General features: G+C 49.2%; 15 protein-coding genes. 10 read left to right on the top strand and 5 right to left on the bottom strand.

The annotated features are described in order from the left end of the window. The first annotated feature begins 100 nt into the window (after positions 1 to 100). The 5 genes from J7439_RS06410 to J7439_RS06390 all read left to right on the top strand — a co-directional run bounded on the left by J7439_RS06410 (position 101) and on the right by J7439_RS06390 (position 8,852). Complete coding sequence (locus tag J7439_RS06410; protein ID WP_209201001.1) at positions 101 to 1,348, top strand: hypothetical protein; 1,248 nt, start codon at positions 101 to 103, stop codon at positions 1,346 to 1,348. A gap of 97 nt (positions 1,349 to 1,445) precedes the next feature. Further along, on the top strand, positions 1,446 to 2,168 hold the full coding sequence (locus J7439_RS06405; RefSeq protein WP_209201000.1) for an epoxyqueuosine reductase QueH: 723 nt from the start codon (positions 1,446 to 1,448) through the stop codon (positions 2,166 to 2,168). Positions 2,169 to 2,198: 30 nt separating this feature from the next. After that, positions 2,199 to 4,115, top strand: a complete 1,917-nt coding sequence (locus J7439_RS06400; RefSeq protein ID WP_209200999.1) for a WD40 repeat domain-containing protein — start codon at positions 2,199 to 2,201, stop codon at positions 4,113 to 4,115. 199 nt (positions 4,116 to 4,314) lie between these two features. After that, positions 4,315 to 7,413, top strand: a complete 3,099-nt coding sequence (locus J7439_RS06395; protein ID WP_209200998.1) for a hypothetical protein — start codon at positions 4,315 to 4,317, stop codon at positions 7,411 to 7,413. Between the two features lie 185 nt (positions 7,414 to 7,598). Then, the gene (locus tag J7439_RS06390; protein WP_209200997.1) at positions 7,599 to 8,852 is read left to right on the top strand and encodes an MFS transporter; all 1,254 of its coding nucleotides are present in this window, start codon (positions 7,599 to 7,601) and stop codon (positions 8,850 to 8,852) included. A 124-nt stretch (positions 8,853 to 8,976) separates the two neighbouring features. Here J7439_RS06390 and J7439_RS06385 read toward each other — a convergent pair whose 3' ends face one another. Both J7439_RS06385 and J7439_RS06380 read right to left on the bottom strand, forming a co-directional pair. Continuing rightward, complete coding sequence (locus J7439_RS06385; RefSeq protein ID WP_209200996.1) at positions 8,977 to 9,162, bottom strand: hypothetical protein; 186 nt, start codon at positions 9,160 to 9,162, stop codon at positions 8,977 to 8,979. A gap of 148 nt (positions 9,163 to 9,310) precedes the next feature. Next, positions 9,311 to 9,613: a hypothetical protein gene (locus J7439_RS06380; protein WP_209200995.1), complete on the bottom strand. Its 303-nt coding sequence runs from the start codon at positions 9,611 to 9,613 to the stop codon at positions 9,311 to 9,313. A 28-nt stretch (positions 9,614 to 9,641) separates the two neighbouring features. Between J7439_RS06380 and J7439_RS06375 the strand changes: the two genes are divergently transcribed. Next, positions 9,642 to 9,866 carry a hypothetical protein gene (locus J7439_RS06375; protein ID WP_209200994.1) on the top strand — a complete coding sequence of 75 codons (225 nt, stop codon included), beginning with the start codon at positions 9,642 to 9,644 and terminating at the stop codon, positions 9,864 to 9,866. A gap of 275 nt (positions 9,867 to 10,141) precedes the next feature. Here the strand turns inward: J7439_RS06375 and J7439_RS06370 are convergent, their stop codons facing one another. Then, positions 10,142 to 10,750, bottom strand: a complete 609-nt coding sequence (locus tag J7439_RS06370; RefSeq protein ID WP_209200993.1) for an IS66 family transposase — start codon at positions 10,748 to 10,750, stop codon at positions 10,142 to 10,144. Positions 10,751 to 10,794: 44 nt separating this feature from the next. Between J7439_RS06370 and J7439_RS06365 the strand changes: the two genes are divergently transcribed. Then, positions 10,795 to 12,627, top strand: coding sequence for an ankyrin repeat domain-containing protein (locus tag J7439_RS06365; protein ID WP_353623009.1), 1,833 nt, complete (start codon positions 10,795 to 10,797; stop codon positions 12,625 to 12,627). Positions 12,628 to 13,114: 487 nt separating this feature from the next. Here the strand turns inward: J7439_RS06365 and J7439_RS06360 are convergent, their stop codons facing one another. Beyond that, positions 13,115 to 13,639 (bottom strand): IS110 family RNA-guided transposase, encoded by a 525-nt coding sequence (locus tag J7439_RS06360; RefSeq protein ID WP_286198234.1) that lies wholly within the window; start codon positions 13,637 to 13,639, stop codon positions 13,115 to 13,117. A 68-nt stretch (positions 13,640 to 13,707) separates the two neighbouring features. On the opposite strand from J7439_RS06360, the gene J7439_RS06355 reads away from it, so the two are divergent. The 3 genes from J7439_RS06355 (at position 13,708) to J7439_RS06345 (ending at position 15,062) form a co-directional block, all read left to right on the top strand. Beyond that, positions 13,708 to 14,127 carry a DUF29 family protein gene (locus tag J7439_RS06355; protein ID WP_209200990.1) on the top strand — a complete coding sequence of 140 codons (420 nt, stop codon included), beginning with the start codon at positions 13,708 to 13,710 and terminating at the stop codon, positions 14,125 to 14,127. A gap of 239 nt (positions 14,128 to 14,366) precedes the next feature. Further along, positions 14,367 to 14,597, top strand: coding sequence for a hypothetical protein (locus tag J7439_RS06350; protein ID WP_101749147.1), 231 nt, complete (start codon positions 14,367 to 14,369; stop codon positions 14,595 to 14,597). A 27-nt stretch (positions 14,598 to 14,624) separates the two neighbouring features. After that, complete coding sequence (locus J7439_RS06345; RefSeq protein WP_209200989.1) at positions 14,625 to 15,062, top strand: type II toxin-antitoxin system VapC family toxin; 438 nt, start codon at positions 14,625 to 14,627, stop codon at positions 15,060 to 15,062. 21 nt (positions 15,063 to 15,083) lie between these two features. On the opposite strand, the gene J7439_RS06340 is transcribed toward J7439_RS06345, so the two are convergent. Then, positions 15,084 to 15,443, bottom strand: coding sequence for a hypothetical protein (locus J7439_RS06340; RefSeq protein ID WP_209200988.1), 360 nt, complete (start codon positions 15,441 to 15,443; stop codon positions 15,084 to 15,086). Positions 15,444 to 15,773: the final 330 nt, after the last annotated feature.

Below are 15,773 nucleotides of genomic sequence, written 5' to 3'. Positions count from 1 at the left end.
CTGATTGATTGACAGCTGACATTAAAAGGATTTTTTAAGCTGAATATGGCTTGAAATCCAGAAAAATTATTACAACCACTAAAACAAAGAATTCAAAGTTGTGAACACAATTAATGATGCCCCCCCTATTGCAGGTCGGACAAATTCATCTTCATTGCCCACTCAGCCATCATCGGTTGAACATCAGAAAATACCGGTAAAACAGTTATCGAATCGAAATTTAATGGTCAATATCCAGCATGCCACCGGTAATCCCCCTGAACAGTGCACCCAAGCCGATGATGGCACACTTAGAAAAGTAACAGTAACTGCTGATAAAAGGCCGGAAAATTCCCTGGAGCATCCTCAGCTGTCCAGCCAGATCCCTGAAAAAACACCAGAAACTGAGGTTTTGCCAGTAAAAAATGAACAGTTGCTGTCACCTTTGATGATTCGGCCAGAAAATCCCAATCATCTGGTTAAAAGAGATAATTGGCTGCCATATGGTGATCCAGATGTTTTTAACTCAGAATTCAGATTATTTGTTGACCGGGTAAAAGACAGTATTATTAAAAGGACAATCACTGCTGAAGAGTTAATTAAGAAAGCAATTAATACTCGCAAACACATTGAGATTACCAGAAATAACGACTGTGCTGAAGAATTTGGCCTTCTTCGTAATAATCTGCAATTAGTGAGTAAATATCCCATTTGTACCCACACCCCACTAAACTCTACTTATTCCTGCGCTAAACAACGTGCGGTTGCACTGGCCCATAATGAATTCTTTATCAATCACAAAACCAAGGCAGGAGAAAGGTTTATTAACCATCTCTCTGACAAATATAAACTAACCCCCCTTGAAATTGATCAAATACATTATGGCGTGGTTGTGGGTAATGCAGGAGAGAATAAGGTTTATCTAACCCAAATAGTGACCAGCCCCAGAATCAAGAATTATGGAATTGAATATTTTTTTGGTGCATATTATTTGCATTATGTTGGCAAGCATAAGCACTCTGCTTTAATTATCCATACGGATCCTGATCAACTGAATCCGGGGTTACAGCATGTTCAGGGTTTAATTGATCAGGCGATGGCTGGCGACCTTTCGGTAATCCCTCGCATTCACTGGTGGTATGTGCACTTGGCACCAACGGTCAGAGGACCCGGTGGTACTGTAGAAATGATCATTCATGCACTGTGTGCTGCCAAAGGGTACTACCTACCCGGTTGGGCAAAAGGTATAGCGCCTTCCTTTGAGGTACTGGTGGAACCGAATGAAGACGCCTTTTGTCAAAACTACCATCAATTATTTGAGGCTCATCAGGAGGCATTACAAATACTGTTTACCAATAGGAGCGATTAAACCATCGGTTCTTCTGCTGGATAGCAGGTTTACGACAATATTTTGCTATGCTTACCGGTTGTGTAAACACTCTACCTGTCAGACCGGTATAGCTGCCATGAAAAACACCCCTCTCTCCCTGGAAAATTATCAACGCCCTGTTCTGAATATTCCTGATGGTGCTGAAAAAATCCTGCTGCATTCCTGCTGCGCCCCCTGCGCCGGTGAAGTGATGGAAGCGATTCAGGCATCGGGTATTGAGCAGACCGTATTCTTTTACAACCCGAACATCCACCCGGCTGAGGAGTACCGGCTTCGCAAGGATGAAAACAAACGGTTCTGTGACAAACTCAATATTCCGTTTATTGATGCTGATTATGATACCGACAACTGGTTTGCCCGCACCCGGGGCCTGGAAAATGAGCCGGAACGGGGCAAACGCTGCACCGTCTGTTTTGATATGCGCTTTGAACGAACCGCCCTTTATGCTTATGAACACCACTTTTCGGTAATCTCCAGCACACTGGGTATTTCACGCTGGAAGAACATGGAACAGATCAATGACTGTGGCATCCGCTCTGCAGGGCACTACCCCGGTGTTTCCTACTGGACTCACAACTGGCGTAAACAAGGGGGCAGCCAGAGAATGATTGAGCTGTCCAAACGGGAAGCGTTCTATCAACAGGAATACTGCGGTTGCGTATACAGCCTGAGGGACACCAACCGCTACCGAATGGCCCAGGGACGCAGCCGGATAAAAAGACTGGTGAATTTTTACGGCCAGAGTACCAATGCACAGGACGGAAAAGAGGACTGTGCCATTATCGCTAAATCTTCGTGAAAACCATCCGCCAAATAATGTCGACTATTTATGGATTACATAAAGAGTAGTTCCGGTATTGGTGATGCACTTTCATCAACACCAGTTCAATCTCAATCAGAGACACGAAGTGGTATCAGCACGCGTAGGGACGTCATTGTTCGTGACAAGAATGAGCTTTCATTATTGCTCGATTTACCCTTTGAAATACAATCCAAAATTTATACCTATTTGCAGACTCGTGATATTGCCCGTTTAACACAGGCGAATTCATGCATTTACAAAACGCTCAAAAAAGATGCATCAATGATAAGGGCGTGGTATCGCCAGATTGCTTCATCACACCAGGCCATTACGCAAACAATCCTCACTGCAAAAAATAAAGGTCAACTCGAGAATTGGTTGAGCCGTTTTACAACGGATGAGGCATTAGTCAAGCCAATCATGGATCGCCAGGCGTGTTTTTATTTTCCTGCTCTGTTCTTTTCCACTCTCACTAAACTGATGTGTCAATGTAAATCATTTAAATTAGAGACTAAAGCCAGCATCCCCTGTAATAGTTCAAAGGACTTAGCTGCCTTCAGCGCCGATGGACGCCACCTGGTGATCGCCTGTCACTCTGGAACCTGTAAAATCTATGGCCAGGAGAGCGATGAATCATGGGTAGCAAAAAGCACTATCTCCCATGATAAGCAAGTCAGATCAGTCACCTTCAGTGCCAATAGCCGCTATGTAGTGACCGCAGGTATGGATGGCAAGGCGAAAATTTATGGCAAGAAGGACGAACAATCATGGGAAGAAAAAGCCACTACTTCCCACAGTCACTGGGTCCGCTCAGCCAAATTCAGCCCCGATAGCCGCCATGTGTTGACCTACAGTGACGATGGCAAGGCGAAAATTTATGGCAAGAAGGACGAACGATCATGGGAAGAAAAAGCCACTATTTCCCATGATGATAGGGTCAATTTTGCCACCTTCAGCAAAGATGGTCGCTATGTAGTAACCACCAGTTGGGATAAGAGGGCAAAAATCTATGGCCTGATAGACGATGGGTCATGGGCAGAAGAAGCCATCATTCCACATGATGAAATTCTCTACACAGCCTCCTTCAGCCCCGATAGCCGCTATGTGGTGACCGCCAGCCTGGATAGCAAAGCGAAAATCTATGCCAGGAAGGACGATGGGTCATGGCTGGAAAAAGCCATTATTTCCGATTTTGTCTCAGTCAAATTCAGCCCTGATAGTCGCCATGTGGTGATCACCAGAAAAAATGGCAGTGCAAAAATCCATAGACTGAATGCCGATGGCTCATGGGAAGAAAAAGCCATCATTTCCCACAATGCAAAGGTCAACTCAGCCAAATTCAGCCCCGATAGTTGCTATTTAATGACCTCCAGTGACGATGGCAAGGCGATAATCTGTGGCCAGGATAAAGACGGATCATGGAAAGAAAAAACCACCATTTCCCATAACAAAAGTTTCTTCTCAGCCAAATTCAGCGCCGATAGCCGCCATGTGGTGACCGCCAGTCTAGATGGCAAAGCGAAAATCTATGGCGAGAAGGACGATGGATCATGGGAAGAAAAAGCCATGATTTCCCATAACAAAAGAGTCTACTATGCCAAATTCAGCCCCGATAGCCGTCATGTCATCACATGCAGCATAGATCACACGGTGAAAATCTATGGCCTGACGATCAATGGATCATGGAGAGAAAAAGCCGTTATTTCCAATGGTAAGGATATTAGATTAGCAACCTTTAGTGTCGATGGCCGCCATGTGGTCACTGCCAGTTTCGATGGTACAGTGAAAATTTATGGTCAGAACAGCGATGGATCATGGGAAGAAAAAGCCACCACTTCCCATCGTAGTGCAATCATATCAGCCATCTTTAGCATCAATGGCCATGTGTTGACCCTCCATGGCGGTAACACAGCGAAGATCACTGAACTACGGATGTCTGACTGATTGTTTGCTGTCAATTCTGTGGTTAGAAGTTGTCGCATAATTACCACTCGCTCCATTCCTTAACTCGTTGGCCTGTTCAGCCAATTAAATCGGTTATGACACCGTTGGAAAGATAGAGAAGCCTGATCCTTAGGGCCGTGATGGAACTTTTCACCAGCCAATTACTCTCATGGAGGACAAGTTTTAATGGAGTATTGCCATGGATGTTGCCTACGGAACAGGGAATTACGCAAGCCTGTACCCTCAACCAAAGTCTGACACCCAGTCCGTAACAGCCTCTGGCCAATGGAGTGCCAGCAAATCGAACTGGCGAACCCCTCATCCGAGGGAGCCTGAGCGGCAAGCGCTACTGTGGGCCGCCAGGAGTGGGCGTCTGGCGTTTCGGCGAATTTATTTAAATACAGAAAAACAGTACTTTTCAGGTAAGGGGTCACCAAGACCCTTCTCCCTCGTCCTGCCGGGGGGAATGATGCCCACCAAGCCCATACCAAAGAGGTATTGCCAATGGATGGTAGGCATTGTTGATCCACAATGCCTGTATGTCTATAAATGTGATGCTTATACTCAACGTCTGCTGCTGGAGCCTGGCTTGACTCCGGAACAACTGCGAGCAAAACTGCTGCCAGATCTGCCATCAATGTTCTATAGACGTCGTGAGCATGGCGAACAAGTCATCTGGAGAGCTTACCCTCATCGTTTCACCTCGGGACATCTGCGAAAGGATGGAACGTTCAGTTTACCAAAATTGAAACCCGGCAATGACACCCCTGTACTCGATTACCCGGAACTGGTGCTCACCAAATATGGCAAAGAAGACATCAAATGCATCGTTGTATACCTCGATGCACAGATAAATATTGCCGATACCCTGTGGCACAAGCGTCAGTGTGAAGAGGTATTGGGTCTTGAATCATTGCCTCTGGTTGTTTATTGCCACCGAACAGGTTCTGTTCAGGTCAATTTTGATGGTGAGCTGGACAGTAAACACCTGGCCAAGAATGAGGATTCTCTGGATTATTTTGCGATTTCACAGGGCATACCCCCAGAAAATTTCAGAGCCATGTTAAATCTGCTGCCAATGTCTTTGCGGACACAGGCACTGGGCTCAGAATTAACCGTCTCACCAGATGTTGAGCACAAATTGCAACAGGCCATCCAGCTGGTGAGTGATCCCGGTTGTTACAGTTACGAGAAACTTCTGGGATTAAAACAGAGTGGCTTGCCAATCCACCAGCCTTTTTTTCATAAAGGAAGTTTTGAATCTTTGCTTGAAATGCTCCTGACTTCCGAAATGTGCAGATACTCACATCCTGAGCAGAAGCACATTAAGAAACAGGAGAAAGAAGCTTACCGAATGTTTCAGCTGCTTTTGCACAGTGGGGCAAGCCTGCCGAAAGAGTGGTGCGTGTCATTCATTTACTGGATGGACCGTTTTGACAGTAACACAATGCCTCTGGGCATAATGAATTGCATGCTGGCTGCCTTTAGTCCATTTGACTTCCTGACTCTGCTCCATCTCAGACAGATACCTTTGACCTGCTGTCCGGGTGCCGTTGTTGAATTTGACCGCATTTGTCAGGGGCTTAGTCAACAGCAACGGCAGGACGCTCTGGAAGAGATAGTGCAACAATATGTGAAAGATTGCAGATTCCCGACTCTCGACACCATCAAGTCTCACTTACTGGCCCTGTTTTACTCAGGAGCTTCCCTGAACAAAAACTTCATGAAATCTTTTAAATCCAATATGCAGAAGCGAGATCTTAAAGGTAAGATGATTGTTGATGATTTTTCTCCAAATGATTATACCAATTGGCTTGATAATCTATGGAAGCAACGGGAAACTTATCTTTTCTACCAGCATTGGCCAGAGCATGTACAGTGGGCTCGGCGTGAAAATGCGCGCCTGAAACAATCGCTCCATCACGACGATCCCGGCACATCGGCAACATCATTGGCAGCTGAGTCACCCGCAGCGTTACAGTTTTTGGTGAACGCCTTCAGCGAACCGCCGGTCCTGCCTGATCATGTCGGTGATAATGAAAAAACCATCCTGACGGTGTTGCAGCATTATTACCGCCGCCCGGGACCGGAACGGGTGATCAAGAGCCTTGCCAGACAGACCATGCCAACCGTGTGGAAACCACAGCACAGCTGCAGTCATGTTCTGCGGGCCAGGAATAATGGGCTCTGGTATATGGAATTGCTGGAAAAATTTCAGCTGTGTCGCCTGAAAAAAATAGAAAAAGAACTTCTGGCACTGGCGATTATCTTCCATGATGCCGCTGCCGAAGATGTCGACAAATCCGCGGAAGAAACAAGGTCTGCGGGCTATTTCAAACGGGACCTGACCGGGCACTACCCTGAACTGCTACTGGGTAATATCGCACAGGCGATGGTCAGCAAGGAAAACGATACCAGGGGTAAAGACGAGCAGAACCTGCCTGACCCTGTGCGCTGGTATCTGCGCATATTACGCTTTGCGGATCGACTGGACATTATCCGTTGTTATGGGGTCGGGGCTGATTTTCCCGGATTCACGGTGACTGAGCCCCCGGGTTTTGATGCTGCACGTCTTGATTTACCACCGAAGCTGACTGGAAAGTTTACCCCCGGGCCTGGCAACAAGGGTGAATTCCAACGTCACCTGGAAGCCGCCATGCACGGTGCGGCTGATCTGGCGCGAATAACCACGCGACTTCAGGATCATCGCAAAAAAGACTACACCGAAGTCTATGGTCTGAATGAGCATGGCGGCTCCAGGATCTCTGAAAATTTTGAATGGACAACTGAGCCAGTGCAGAGAATGATGCAGTTTATTGATGACAATGTCCGGCGCAAAATGGCCCGGGAGGCTGGTATTATTGTCTGTTCAGACCCTGGCCACCGGGCCTGCAAGGCTGATCAGAACAAAGGGGTCACTTATGGTATTCATAACAGCTGGTATGATCTGCGGCAGGTGGCGATTCCGACAGGAATGACGCTGCTGGAAAAGATGCAGTACGAACATGACCCATCACTGCTGAGCCCGGCAACGCAACAGGCACTGGCGCAAGAGGTGCAGCGGCTGAAGAGCGAAGGTATACGGATGAATCCGGGCACCTTGACGCAGGAAACGCTGGCTTCGGAGGAAGCCCGGAAAGTACTGAAGAAACGTGGTATTGCCGTGATCAGCGAGAAGCGTCCCTACTTCACCGACAATGGCTCCCCGAGAGAATGGCCAATGCTGGTGCCAAAGAAGATATTAAAGCTTGGTGCCCCGCAGAATGCACCAGCGGGGTGGGCATGTACAACCCTTTGATCAGTTGCAGAGTTCCTCAAAATAACGGATTCTGAACCATAATATTATCTTAACCAGAGCGTTTCTGAGAACATCTTCAATCCCGTCGAGCTGCTCTATTCCGCTTTCCTGTCAGGCCGATAAAACCCGGAATACAACGCTCATTTGGTTAACTACTTATTAACACCGTTATCGGGCTACAAACTATGATACGTTTTGTTGCGCCACTGTCAGGCATGTTTATTTTCGCTTTGGCCAGCGGATACCTGACGACTCTGATTCCCCTGAGAATCAATGCGACAGATGGCAATGACTTTCTGGCCGGCCTTATGGGTACCGCCTACTACCTGGGATTACTGGCCGGGTCATTTCGCTCAGAAAGCATTGTTTGCCGGGTAGGCCATATTCGCTCGTTTGCCTGCTTTATGGCGTTGCTCTGTGCCACCGTACTGAGCCTGGCACTCTCGGAGAATACCACCAGCTGGCTGATACTGCGCTTCCTTAATGGCATGGCGGTGGCGGGTATATTTGTTGTGGTTGAGTCATGGCTGCTCTGTGAAAGTGACAGCGCCAACCGCGGCAGAGTACTGTCTTTCTACATGGTGTCACTCTATGGTGCCAACGCTATCGGACAGCTGTTTGTCGGCTTCCTTGACAGCAGCAGTCTGATGCCGTTTATCCTGATCGGTATTCTCCTGTCATTATCGATCTTTCCACCGGCCATGACCCGAATCCCGACACCGGAAATTGAAGAGGCTTCTACCCTGGGATTCAGAAAGCTGTTTGAACTGACACCCTCCGGAGTACTCGGCTGTTTTGCCGGTGGCCTGGTACTGGGTGGTTTGTATTCAATGTTGCCCATCTACCTGGCCGACCTCAGCGGCAGTGATGATCACACCGTCGCGCTCTTTCTGGCCATCACCATGATTGGCGGAATGGCACTGCAGTTTCCGGTGGGCTACCTGTCAGATATTATCGATCGGCGTAAAATGTTGATTCTGGTTGCCCTGGCTGGCTGTGCTATTTGCTTTGCCCTGATCCTCAGTTCCCACGAGAGCTGGCTGTATTATCCGGCACTGTTTCTGTTTGGCGGCGCTACCTTCACGCTCTATCCACTGGCCATCAGCCACGGCTGTGATCATATGCACCCGGATGATATTGTTGCCGGCACTCAGGGACTTCTGCTGGCCTATAGCCTTGGTGCGTGTATCGGCCCGATCTTCGCTTCACTGTTTATGAGCCACATTCCTGAAGGCCTGATGCTGTATTTCATCACGGTGATGGGCACTACCGGTCTTTTCTTCCTGATTCGGATGGCTTACCGTCCTGCGATCTACACCAGCGAAGAGCAGCACTTTATTCCAGTACCACGCACAACACCTATTGTTGCGCAGATTGACCCGCGTTCTGATGCTGAGGAGTTCCTGGAAAGCGAAGATACGGCTAAACCGGCAAGCTGAGGAACTGCCTTTAATCGCTTCCAAATTTCAATGAGGAATTATTTCAAGCCTCCTAGCTGGCATTAATGCTTTAACAACTGATCGGTTGACCAACAAGATTTTGGAATTTATTCACTTTCAACCCTTAAACACAACATAGCCCTTGTAGGAACTCTTCCATCCAGTCATCGTTGTTGACCAGTTCTGACTCTGTCGCCAATGAATCCAAATTCCATTCCACTATTTCATCAAGCCCAAGTGGGTCTCTTCTCCTTTTCTCGCTGGCGTCATTCCATTCTTTCCGTGTTTCTGAATCCACTGCGTAGCTCATTTTGCAGATAGCAGTGCTTAATTCAACATAAGTCATTCGGCTTTGGTGGGGTTCCAACAGTTCAAATTCTGCATTTCCCGATTATCACCCCTCTTTTATCATCGTTGACACTCGGTTTGAAAAGCAGAGATCCGGTATTTTCTCTAGTTCAGGTAGAGAGTGGTTTGTGAGCAGCATTCCTTCCAGCAACCGTTGCTGAATCTTTAACAATGCTGAAGTTTTTTAACTTGGAAAAGAGGGAATGTACGGGCGGCTTTCCCCTGTCTCGCGCTAACTGGATTTTCCTGTCTTTGAGGTTTTTCAGAAAAGTCCCGGCATTCGTTAATATTGCTTGAATTTCTTGCTTTTTTAAATGTGTTCGCAGTTCATTTTGCTGGCTTACAGAAAATTCTGAAATTGATGTTTCACTAATTTCTGTAGTGAGCGGTACATCCTCCATTGGGTCAGGCATGACCTGCACCATCGCTGAGGTATGTTCATTGCCAGTTAATAGACTGTTGTCGCTGAGGGTTGGTAGATTTCTTGATATGGAACTGATCACTCCCGGAAGCCTGGAGGCTGCGTCAGCAGGCATGGCCGGTTCGGTCTCCATTGGCTCCGGATTAGCAGGTAGCGAAGTTGCAGAACACACAATACTCCTGCTGTTGTCAGTAACACGCCTGCGCTTTATGGATGGGATGGGCCCGGATTCAGATTGCAGTTGATGCGGTGGAAATGTTCCAGTGACCGTTGTTGTCTGTTCCACCTGGTAACCTGACATGGATCGCTTTCTTTCTTGTTTTCGGCTGTTTGCTGGCTGGTGCCTTCCGGCTTCAGTGAATGTTAAGGGGATGCCGTGTCTGCGGTTACTGAGGAGGAAGGTGACTGCATGGTTTCTTCGGGGATTACCTGTTTCCAGTTGGAGAATCGGCTGGGGATGACAACAATAGAACGTAAACGCTAATTTAACCAGCGTAATAGCCAACCCCGCCGGATCGGCTTATTCTTGAGATGCCTTCACTGCCCAGGGTAGAAGCTGCTCCAGTTTCTCAACCGTTTCGGCACTGTAACTGGCATAGCCGTCAGTTTGCAGGTAACCGCTGAACCCTTCGAACAGGTGCCGGGGAACCTCCTTGCCCAGGGATGGATCGTAATGGAACAGCACCGCCGGTTGCCTTGGTGGGCCACCCAGGGTCACCCACATGTACTTATCCGAGTGGATGGCCCTGCTGAGTTCCTTGAGTACCTGGATCCGGGTTTCATCAGCATTTATGATGTGCCCAGCTCGCTGATGGTCTGCCATCAGGTTGATCAGGGACTGCAGTTGCAGGGACAACCGGATCAGCCAGTTGGCCATGGTCGTCCGGGTAATGGAGTCGCCATAGCGTGCCAGTATTTTTTCCTGCCGGAACAATGGCAGGGCATCGCAATATTTGGCAATGATGATCCAGGCCAGCATGCTAACGGTCACTGCGGATTTGGGAATGATATCCAGCTCCTCCCGGACTTTGGTGAAGAAGGTCTCAATGGCACCCTGCTTCTCTTCCGGGGGCAGCTCAATACGTTCCTGAAAAGCTGGGGTCAGAAAAGCTGGGGGCAGGTCTTTCATTGTGCAAATATATTGTTTGTTTATCACCATAAACGACACGTGTTATGCAAAATGATGACCCTGATTTTTGTCTTTCCCCGATCCCTACCATCGTACCGGCGGACAGACGGCCTTCCCGGGCAGCGCTTCTTTGCCTTGGGCCTCCGCGCCTCCGCAGACTGCAAACTGCGCCCACCCACCCTGGCGTCTCTGACCCTTTCTTAACGCGAGAAAAAAAAAGACAAAAACGATTGAACACCTATAATTCCACTTTCCGTATCGTATCGAGTGGCCAATTGATGGATGCTATCCGGAGTCGTTTTTCTACCTGCCGGTTAACCGCTCAACACGCCCCCTTATCGGGGCCGAGTGCTGCGCCTTCCTTTGCCAGTGCTGTCGATGACGACAGATCAAATCCAAACGGTGAGGCCCCGATACTGGCGGCCTGTCGCGGCAATAATCTTCCCTGGGTTCAAGAGTTGCTGGCGAACGATCCGGCTCTGGTGAACAGGTCATTCCCGTCGAAAGTTGCTAATACTACCTGGCATGTGTATCCACTCTTCATCGCTGCCCGGAACGGGCATCTCGGCGTCGCGAAATGTCTGATCGAGGCTATCAGCGAGGCCGTGGGAACCCTGCCCGAGGCGGACAAGTCCATGGCCGCCAGGAGGTTCCTGTCGGCCGCTTGCCAGGACGGAGCAACCGCCCTCTACATCGCTGCCCAGAACGGGCATCTCGACGTCGCAAAATGCCTGATCAAGGCGCTCAACGAGGCCGTGGGAAACCTGCCAGAGGCGGACAAGTCCACGGCGGTCAGGGTGTTCCTGTCGAGTGCTTGCGAAAACGGAGCGACCGCCTTCTTAATCGCTGCCCAGAACGGGCATCTTGACGTCGTAAAATACCTGAGCGAGGCGCTTAACGAGGCCGTGGTAACCCTGCCGGAGGCGGACAAGTCCACGGCCGTCAGGAGGTTCCTGTCGGCCGCTTGCAAAGGCGGAACGACTGCCCTCTACATCGCTGCCCAGAACGGGCATCTCGGCGTGGTGAAATACCTGGTCGAAGCGCTCAACGAGGCCTTGAAAACCCTGCCGGAGGTGGACAAATCCACGGCCGTCAGAGCGTTCCTGTCGAGCGCTTGCAAAGGCGGAACGGCCGCCCTCTACATCGCTGCCCAGTGCGGGCATCTCGGCGTCGTTAAATGCCTGGTCGAGTCGTTCAACGACGCCGTGGAAACCTTGCCGGAGGCGGACAAGTCCACGGCCGTCAGGAGGTTCCTGTCGGCCGCTTGCAAAGGCGGAACGACTGCCCTCTTCATCGCTGCCCAGACCGGGCATCTCGGCGTGGTGAAATACCTGGTCGAAGCGCTCAACGAGGCCGTGAAAACCCTGCCGGAGGCGGACAAGTCCAGGGCGGTCAGGGCGTTCCTGTCGACCGCTTGCCAGGACGGAGCGACTGCCCTCTACATCGCAGCCCAGAACGGGCATCTCGGCGTCGTGAAATACCTGGTCGGGGCGCTCAACGAGGCCGTGGAAAGCCTGCCGGAGGCGGACAAGTCCACGGCGGTCAGGGCGTTCCTGTCGGCCGCTTGCAAGGATGGAGCGACCGCCCTCTTCGTCGCTGCCCAGAACGGGCACGGCGCGGTTCTGAATTTTTTGCTTGAACAGGGCGCTGACCCGGAACAGAAATGGGCTCTTTGCTTTCTCGGGAAATACCGGGTATTTAAATGGTGCTTCGCCAGGTCGCCTTTGAAGGCTGCAGGCAAGAGCGGCCATCTAGTGACGGAACGCCGCCTGGAATGCCTCCTTCAAGAAAAAAGGAGAGCCGTCAAACTGCCAAGAACAATAGCTGTGAATGAGACTGTCGCCTTAATGCCGGGCATTGAGGAAACCAGGCTGTGACTCTCTACCCGCGGCTTTAATCAAGAGAGTCTTGTTTACCTGCCGAATTTTGCTTCAGGATTTTATCTGTGGGAGCCGTCACCCATTGCGGTTCAAAAAATCCGGAACCGATTCACCCGCCACTCATACCCATCAATCAAGAAACCGGGGTCAAGAAACCGGGGTCATATATGGTCCGCCCCGCTTTGCAAGGATAAGTTTTCCATCATGACTAAAGAGTAATGCTTCCATTCTCTTAATAAAGAGACCGGCCTTTGGGGTGAGGTCTCAATGCCTCTGGCCCTGATGGAATCCGCTCACTCCCACCTCATCAAGTCTTCGGCCTCTACAGGCCCTGACCCCGGTCAGGTTCAAGGGAGTGCAGGTCTTACCTTTTATGCCATCATTTGAACTTTATCCGCGCAACTCGTTGCAGGCTTCTTACACTGATTAAACGCTTTTGCTTTTCTTGTCTAACGACAAATGTTTAATAGTTTAATGACTATGTTCATGCAGCTGCCTTGTACGGCTCTTTCTTGGTTAACACAGCCCAGGCAATGCGAGCGTTTTTATTGGCAACAGCTACTGCTGATATATTCTTGCCCCTGCGCTGATCAAGCTCTTTAATCCAATTATTACGTCGATCGTCGTGTTTGTCGGCTACCCTGACGATGTTTCTGCCACCGTGTATCAACAGGGTTCGCAGGTAAGTATCGCCCCGTTTACTGATCCCCAGCAACGTGGGCACGCCACCGGTCGATTGTTGCTTTGGCACCAAGCCCAGCCAGGCAGCCATTTCCCTGCCATTTTTAAATGCTGATATATCACCAATCGCAGCAAACAGTGCCGTAGCACTGAGCAACCCAATACCGGGTATGGTTAGCAATAGTTTGCAAGCTTCATTATTGGCTGCAATGGTTTCGAGCTTTTGTTCAAGCTTTTCTACTCGCTCGTCCAAGTGTTTCATCTCTTCGTACAGTTCACTGAGCAGTTCACGGAACAACACTGTTAAACCGTTTTCAGCATCTTCCAGAACCTCTATTTTGGCTCATTTGAAGCCGTTTTGGGAGCGGGGCGGACCATTCCATTAAGTCTTGATTCTTGATCTGCTCGCAAAGCTCAAGCAGCAAAACCGAACACCCAACCAAAAAGCACGCTACCGCCAATCAAATCAAGCACTTCTACCTATTTTTGGTAGCGAGCCACGCATTTATCGAAACAGCGCATAGCAAACCCGAGATATCCGCGTCATCCAATAGTGGAGTTATCCACCTGTTTAATCCCCAGGTGAGCAGTGAATATTTTGAGGAAGTTCAGAGAAAAGAGATCACCGCACTTTTGTCAGATAGCCCTAGCCTTCAAAGCAAGCTGGTGGAGTGCATCTCGAAGGCATATAAAGATGCAATCTGGTATGCGCACATTGAGACAGGTTTACCTGAAGAGGATTTCCCCCCGGATTGTCTCTGGAGTTTTGACCAGTTTATGGATGTCGGCTTCTGGCCAGAGCGATTTCGAAGCTAAACTTTGCCTTTTTACCTCTGATAAAAAAGCTGCCCCACCCTCTGAATATGCTCAACCAGCGCCGGGTTATCAATATCTGCCAGAATGGTTTTCAGTGTCGGGCTGCCTTCTTCACTGGATACCACTGGGAAGGTGAGTATCCAAAACCGGAGACGTCAATGATGCCTTGCCAATGCATCATGATGCACTATTATCATATTCATGATGTATCAAACTAAAAAAGAAAAAGGGGTTAAACCATGCGAACAACACTGGACCTGGAACCGGGCTTGCTTGCCCAGCTCAAGGAGCAAGCAGCCAGAGAACGCACAACCGTGAGCCAGTTGGCAAACCAGCTCATTCGCATGGCTATTTCCGCACAGCAAAATGAACCCGACCAAGTGCCTTTCCAATGGCATGTGGCAAAAAATGGCAAACCTGCCGATGGTTTCGATCCATCGGATCGCAGCTACCTTGATGACCTGGCTTAATGCCCCATGAGTTGAGCGGAATAAGCCATGAAGCTGATTGATACCAACATTCTTGTCTACGCCAGCATTCCCTTTTTTGATGAGCATGAGCTGGCCAGGGCACTTCTGGAGCAGGTTGCCTCACAGAAAACCCGCCACTGCATTACCTGGATCAATATATTTGAATATCTGAGGGTGGTCACCCATCCAAAATTAATCAAGCCGAAACCGTTGGGTATTGAGCAAGCACTCGCCAATATAAGGAACCTTCTCGACCAACCAGCGGTATTCCGGATTGATCCCGGCTCTGACCATCTGCTGTATTTTGCAGAAATTATCCAACAAGTGGCACCTGTCAGAGGCAACTTTGTTCACGACTGTCGTATTGCAGCAGTTATGAAAGAGCACAGCGTCAGTGAGATTCTTACCAGGGATACCGATTTCAGGAAAATCCCTGGTTTTTCTGTGACTAACCCTTTTGATTGATGAGACACTTTCAACCCTGTATTAAAGTTTCAACACCACCGCCGCGTTCATGGCCACCTGGTAAACCACTTCCGTAATATCACTGGTGTACTGCATGGTTTTGTCGTCTACCTTTGGCATCACCAGAATCTCATCGCCGGGCTTGACACCGTACTTCGCCAGCTTGCCACCGGTGAGCCAGCCATCGTTGTATTCGATGCGGGTAATGGTGCCACCGGTATGCAATACCAGTACTCGAGACTGATCCGCCTTTTGGGAATAACCGTCGGCACTGTTGACATAATCCGCTATGGTTTTGCCTTCGCTGAATACCATGGCATTGGGGAACACAACCTCGCCATGCACCTGAACCAGCAAAACTTGGGGTCTTTCATCTTGCATATCTTAGGAGTTGTCTGGAAATAACTTCCCTATTCTCATTGCCTGACTCCGTTCGGACTGAGTGCTGAGCTTGTCGAAGTATCGAAGTTCGATGGCACGACCCTTCGATACTTCGACAAGCTCAGCACTCAGGGTGAACGGAAATCGGGAACTTATTAAAAGACAATTCCTTAGACGGTAGATAACCAGTGACGTGCAAAAAGAAAGACCTAATGGAATGATCCGCCCCGCTCCCAAAACGGCTTCAAATGAGCCAAGATAGAATGAGTTGTTCGGACATCATTCAGAATAAGAAACGGAGCGAGCCATTCATGGGCAAGATTAACAAAT

This window comes from Salinisphaera sp. G21_0 (assembly GCF_017744115.1).
In the GTDB taxonomy this organism is placed as follows: Bacteria; Pseudomonadota; Gammaproteobacteria; order Pseudomonadales; family Endozoicomonadaceae; genus Endozoicomonas.
Note: the sequence above shows the minus strand (reverse complement) of the source record. Positions and strands in the feature narration are given on the sequence as shown.

Excerpts from the sequence above, each read along its gene's own strand:
- J7439_RS06365 (WP_353623009.1), top strand. The coding sequence starts at position 10,795 with ATGCAAAATGATGACCCTGATTTTTGTCTTTCCCCGATCCCTACCATC.
- J7439_RS06380 (WP_209200995.1), bottom strand. The coding sequence starts at position 9,613 with ATGCCTGACCCAATGGAGGATGTACCGCTCACTACAGAAATTAGTGAA.
- J7439_RS06345 (WP_209200989.1), top strand. The coding sequence starts at position 14,625 with ATGAAGCTGATTGATACCAACATTCTTGTCTACGCCAGCATTCCCTTT.
- J7439_RS06370 (WP_209200993.1), bottom strand. The coding sequence starts at position 10,750 with ATGAAAGACCTGCCCCCAGCTTTTCTGACCCCAGCTTTTCAGGAACGT.
- J7439_RS06400 (WP_209200999.1), top strand. The coding sequence starts at position 2,199 with ATGGATTACATAAAGAGTAGTTCCGGTATTGGTGATGCACTTTCATCA.
- J7439_RS06340 (WP_209200988.1), bottom strand. The coding sequence starts at position 15,443 with ATGCAAGATGAAAGACCCCAAGTTTTGCTGGTTCAGGTGCATGGCGAG.
- J7439_RS06350 (WP_101749147.1), top strand. The coding sequence starts at position 14,367 with ATGCGAACAACACTGGACCTGGAACCGGGCTTGCTTGCCCAGCTCAAG.
- J7439_RS06395 (WP_209200998.1), top strand. The coding sequence starts at position 4,315 with ATGGATGTTGCCTACGGAACAGGGAATTACGCAAGCCTGTACCCTCAA.
- J7439_RS06390 (WP_209200997.1), top strand. The coding sequence starts at position 7,599 with ATGATACGTTTTGTTGCGCCACTGTCAGGCATGTTTATTTTCGCTTTG.
- J7439_RS06385 (WP_209200996.1), bottom strand. The coding sequence starts at position 9,162 with ATGAGCTACGCAGTGGATTCAGAAACACGGAAAGAATGGAATGACGCC.
- J7439_RS06405 (WP_209201000.1), top strand. The coding sequence starts at position 1,446 with ATGAAAAACACCCCTCTCTCCCTGGAAAATTATCAACGCCCTGTTCTG.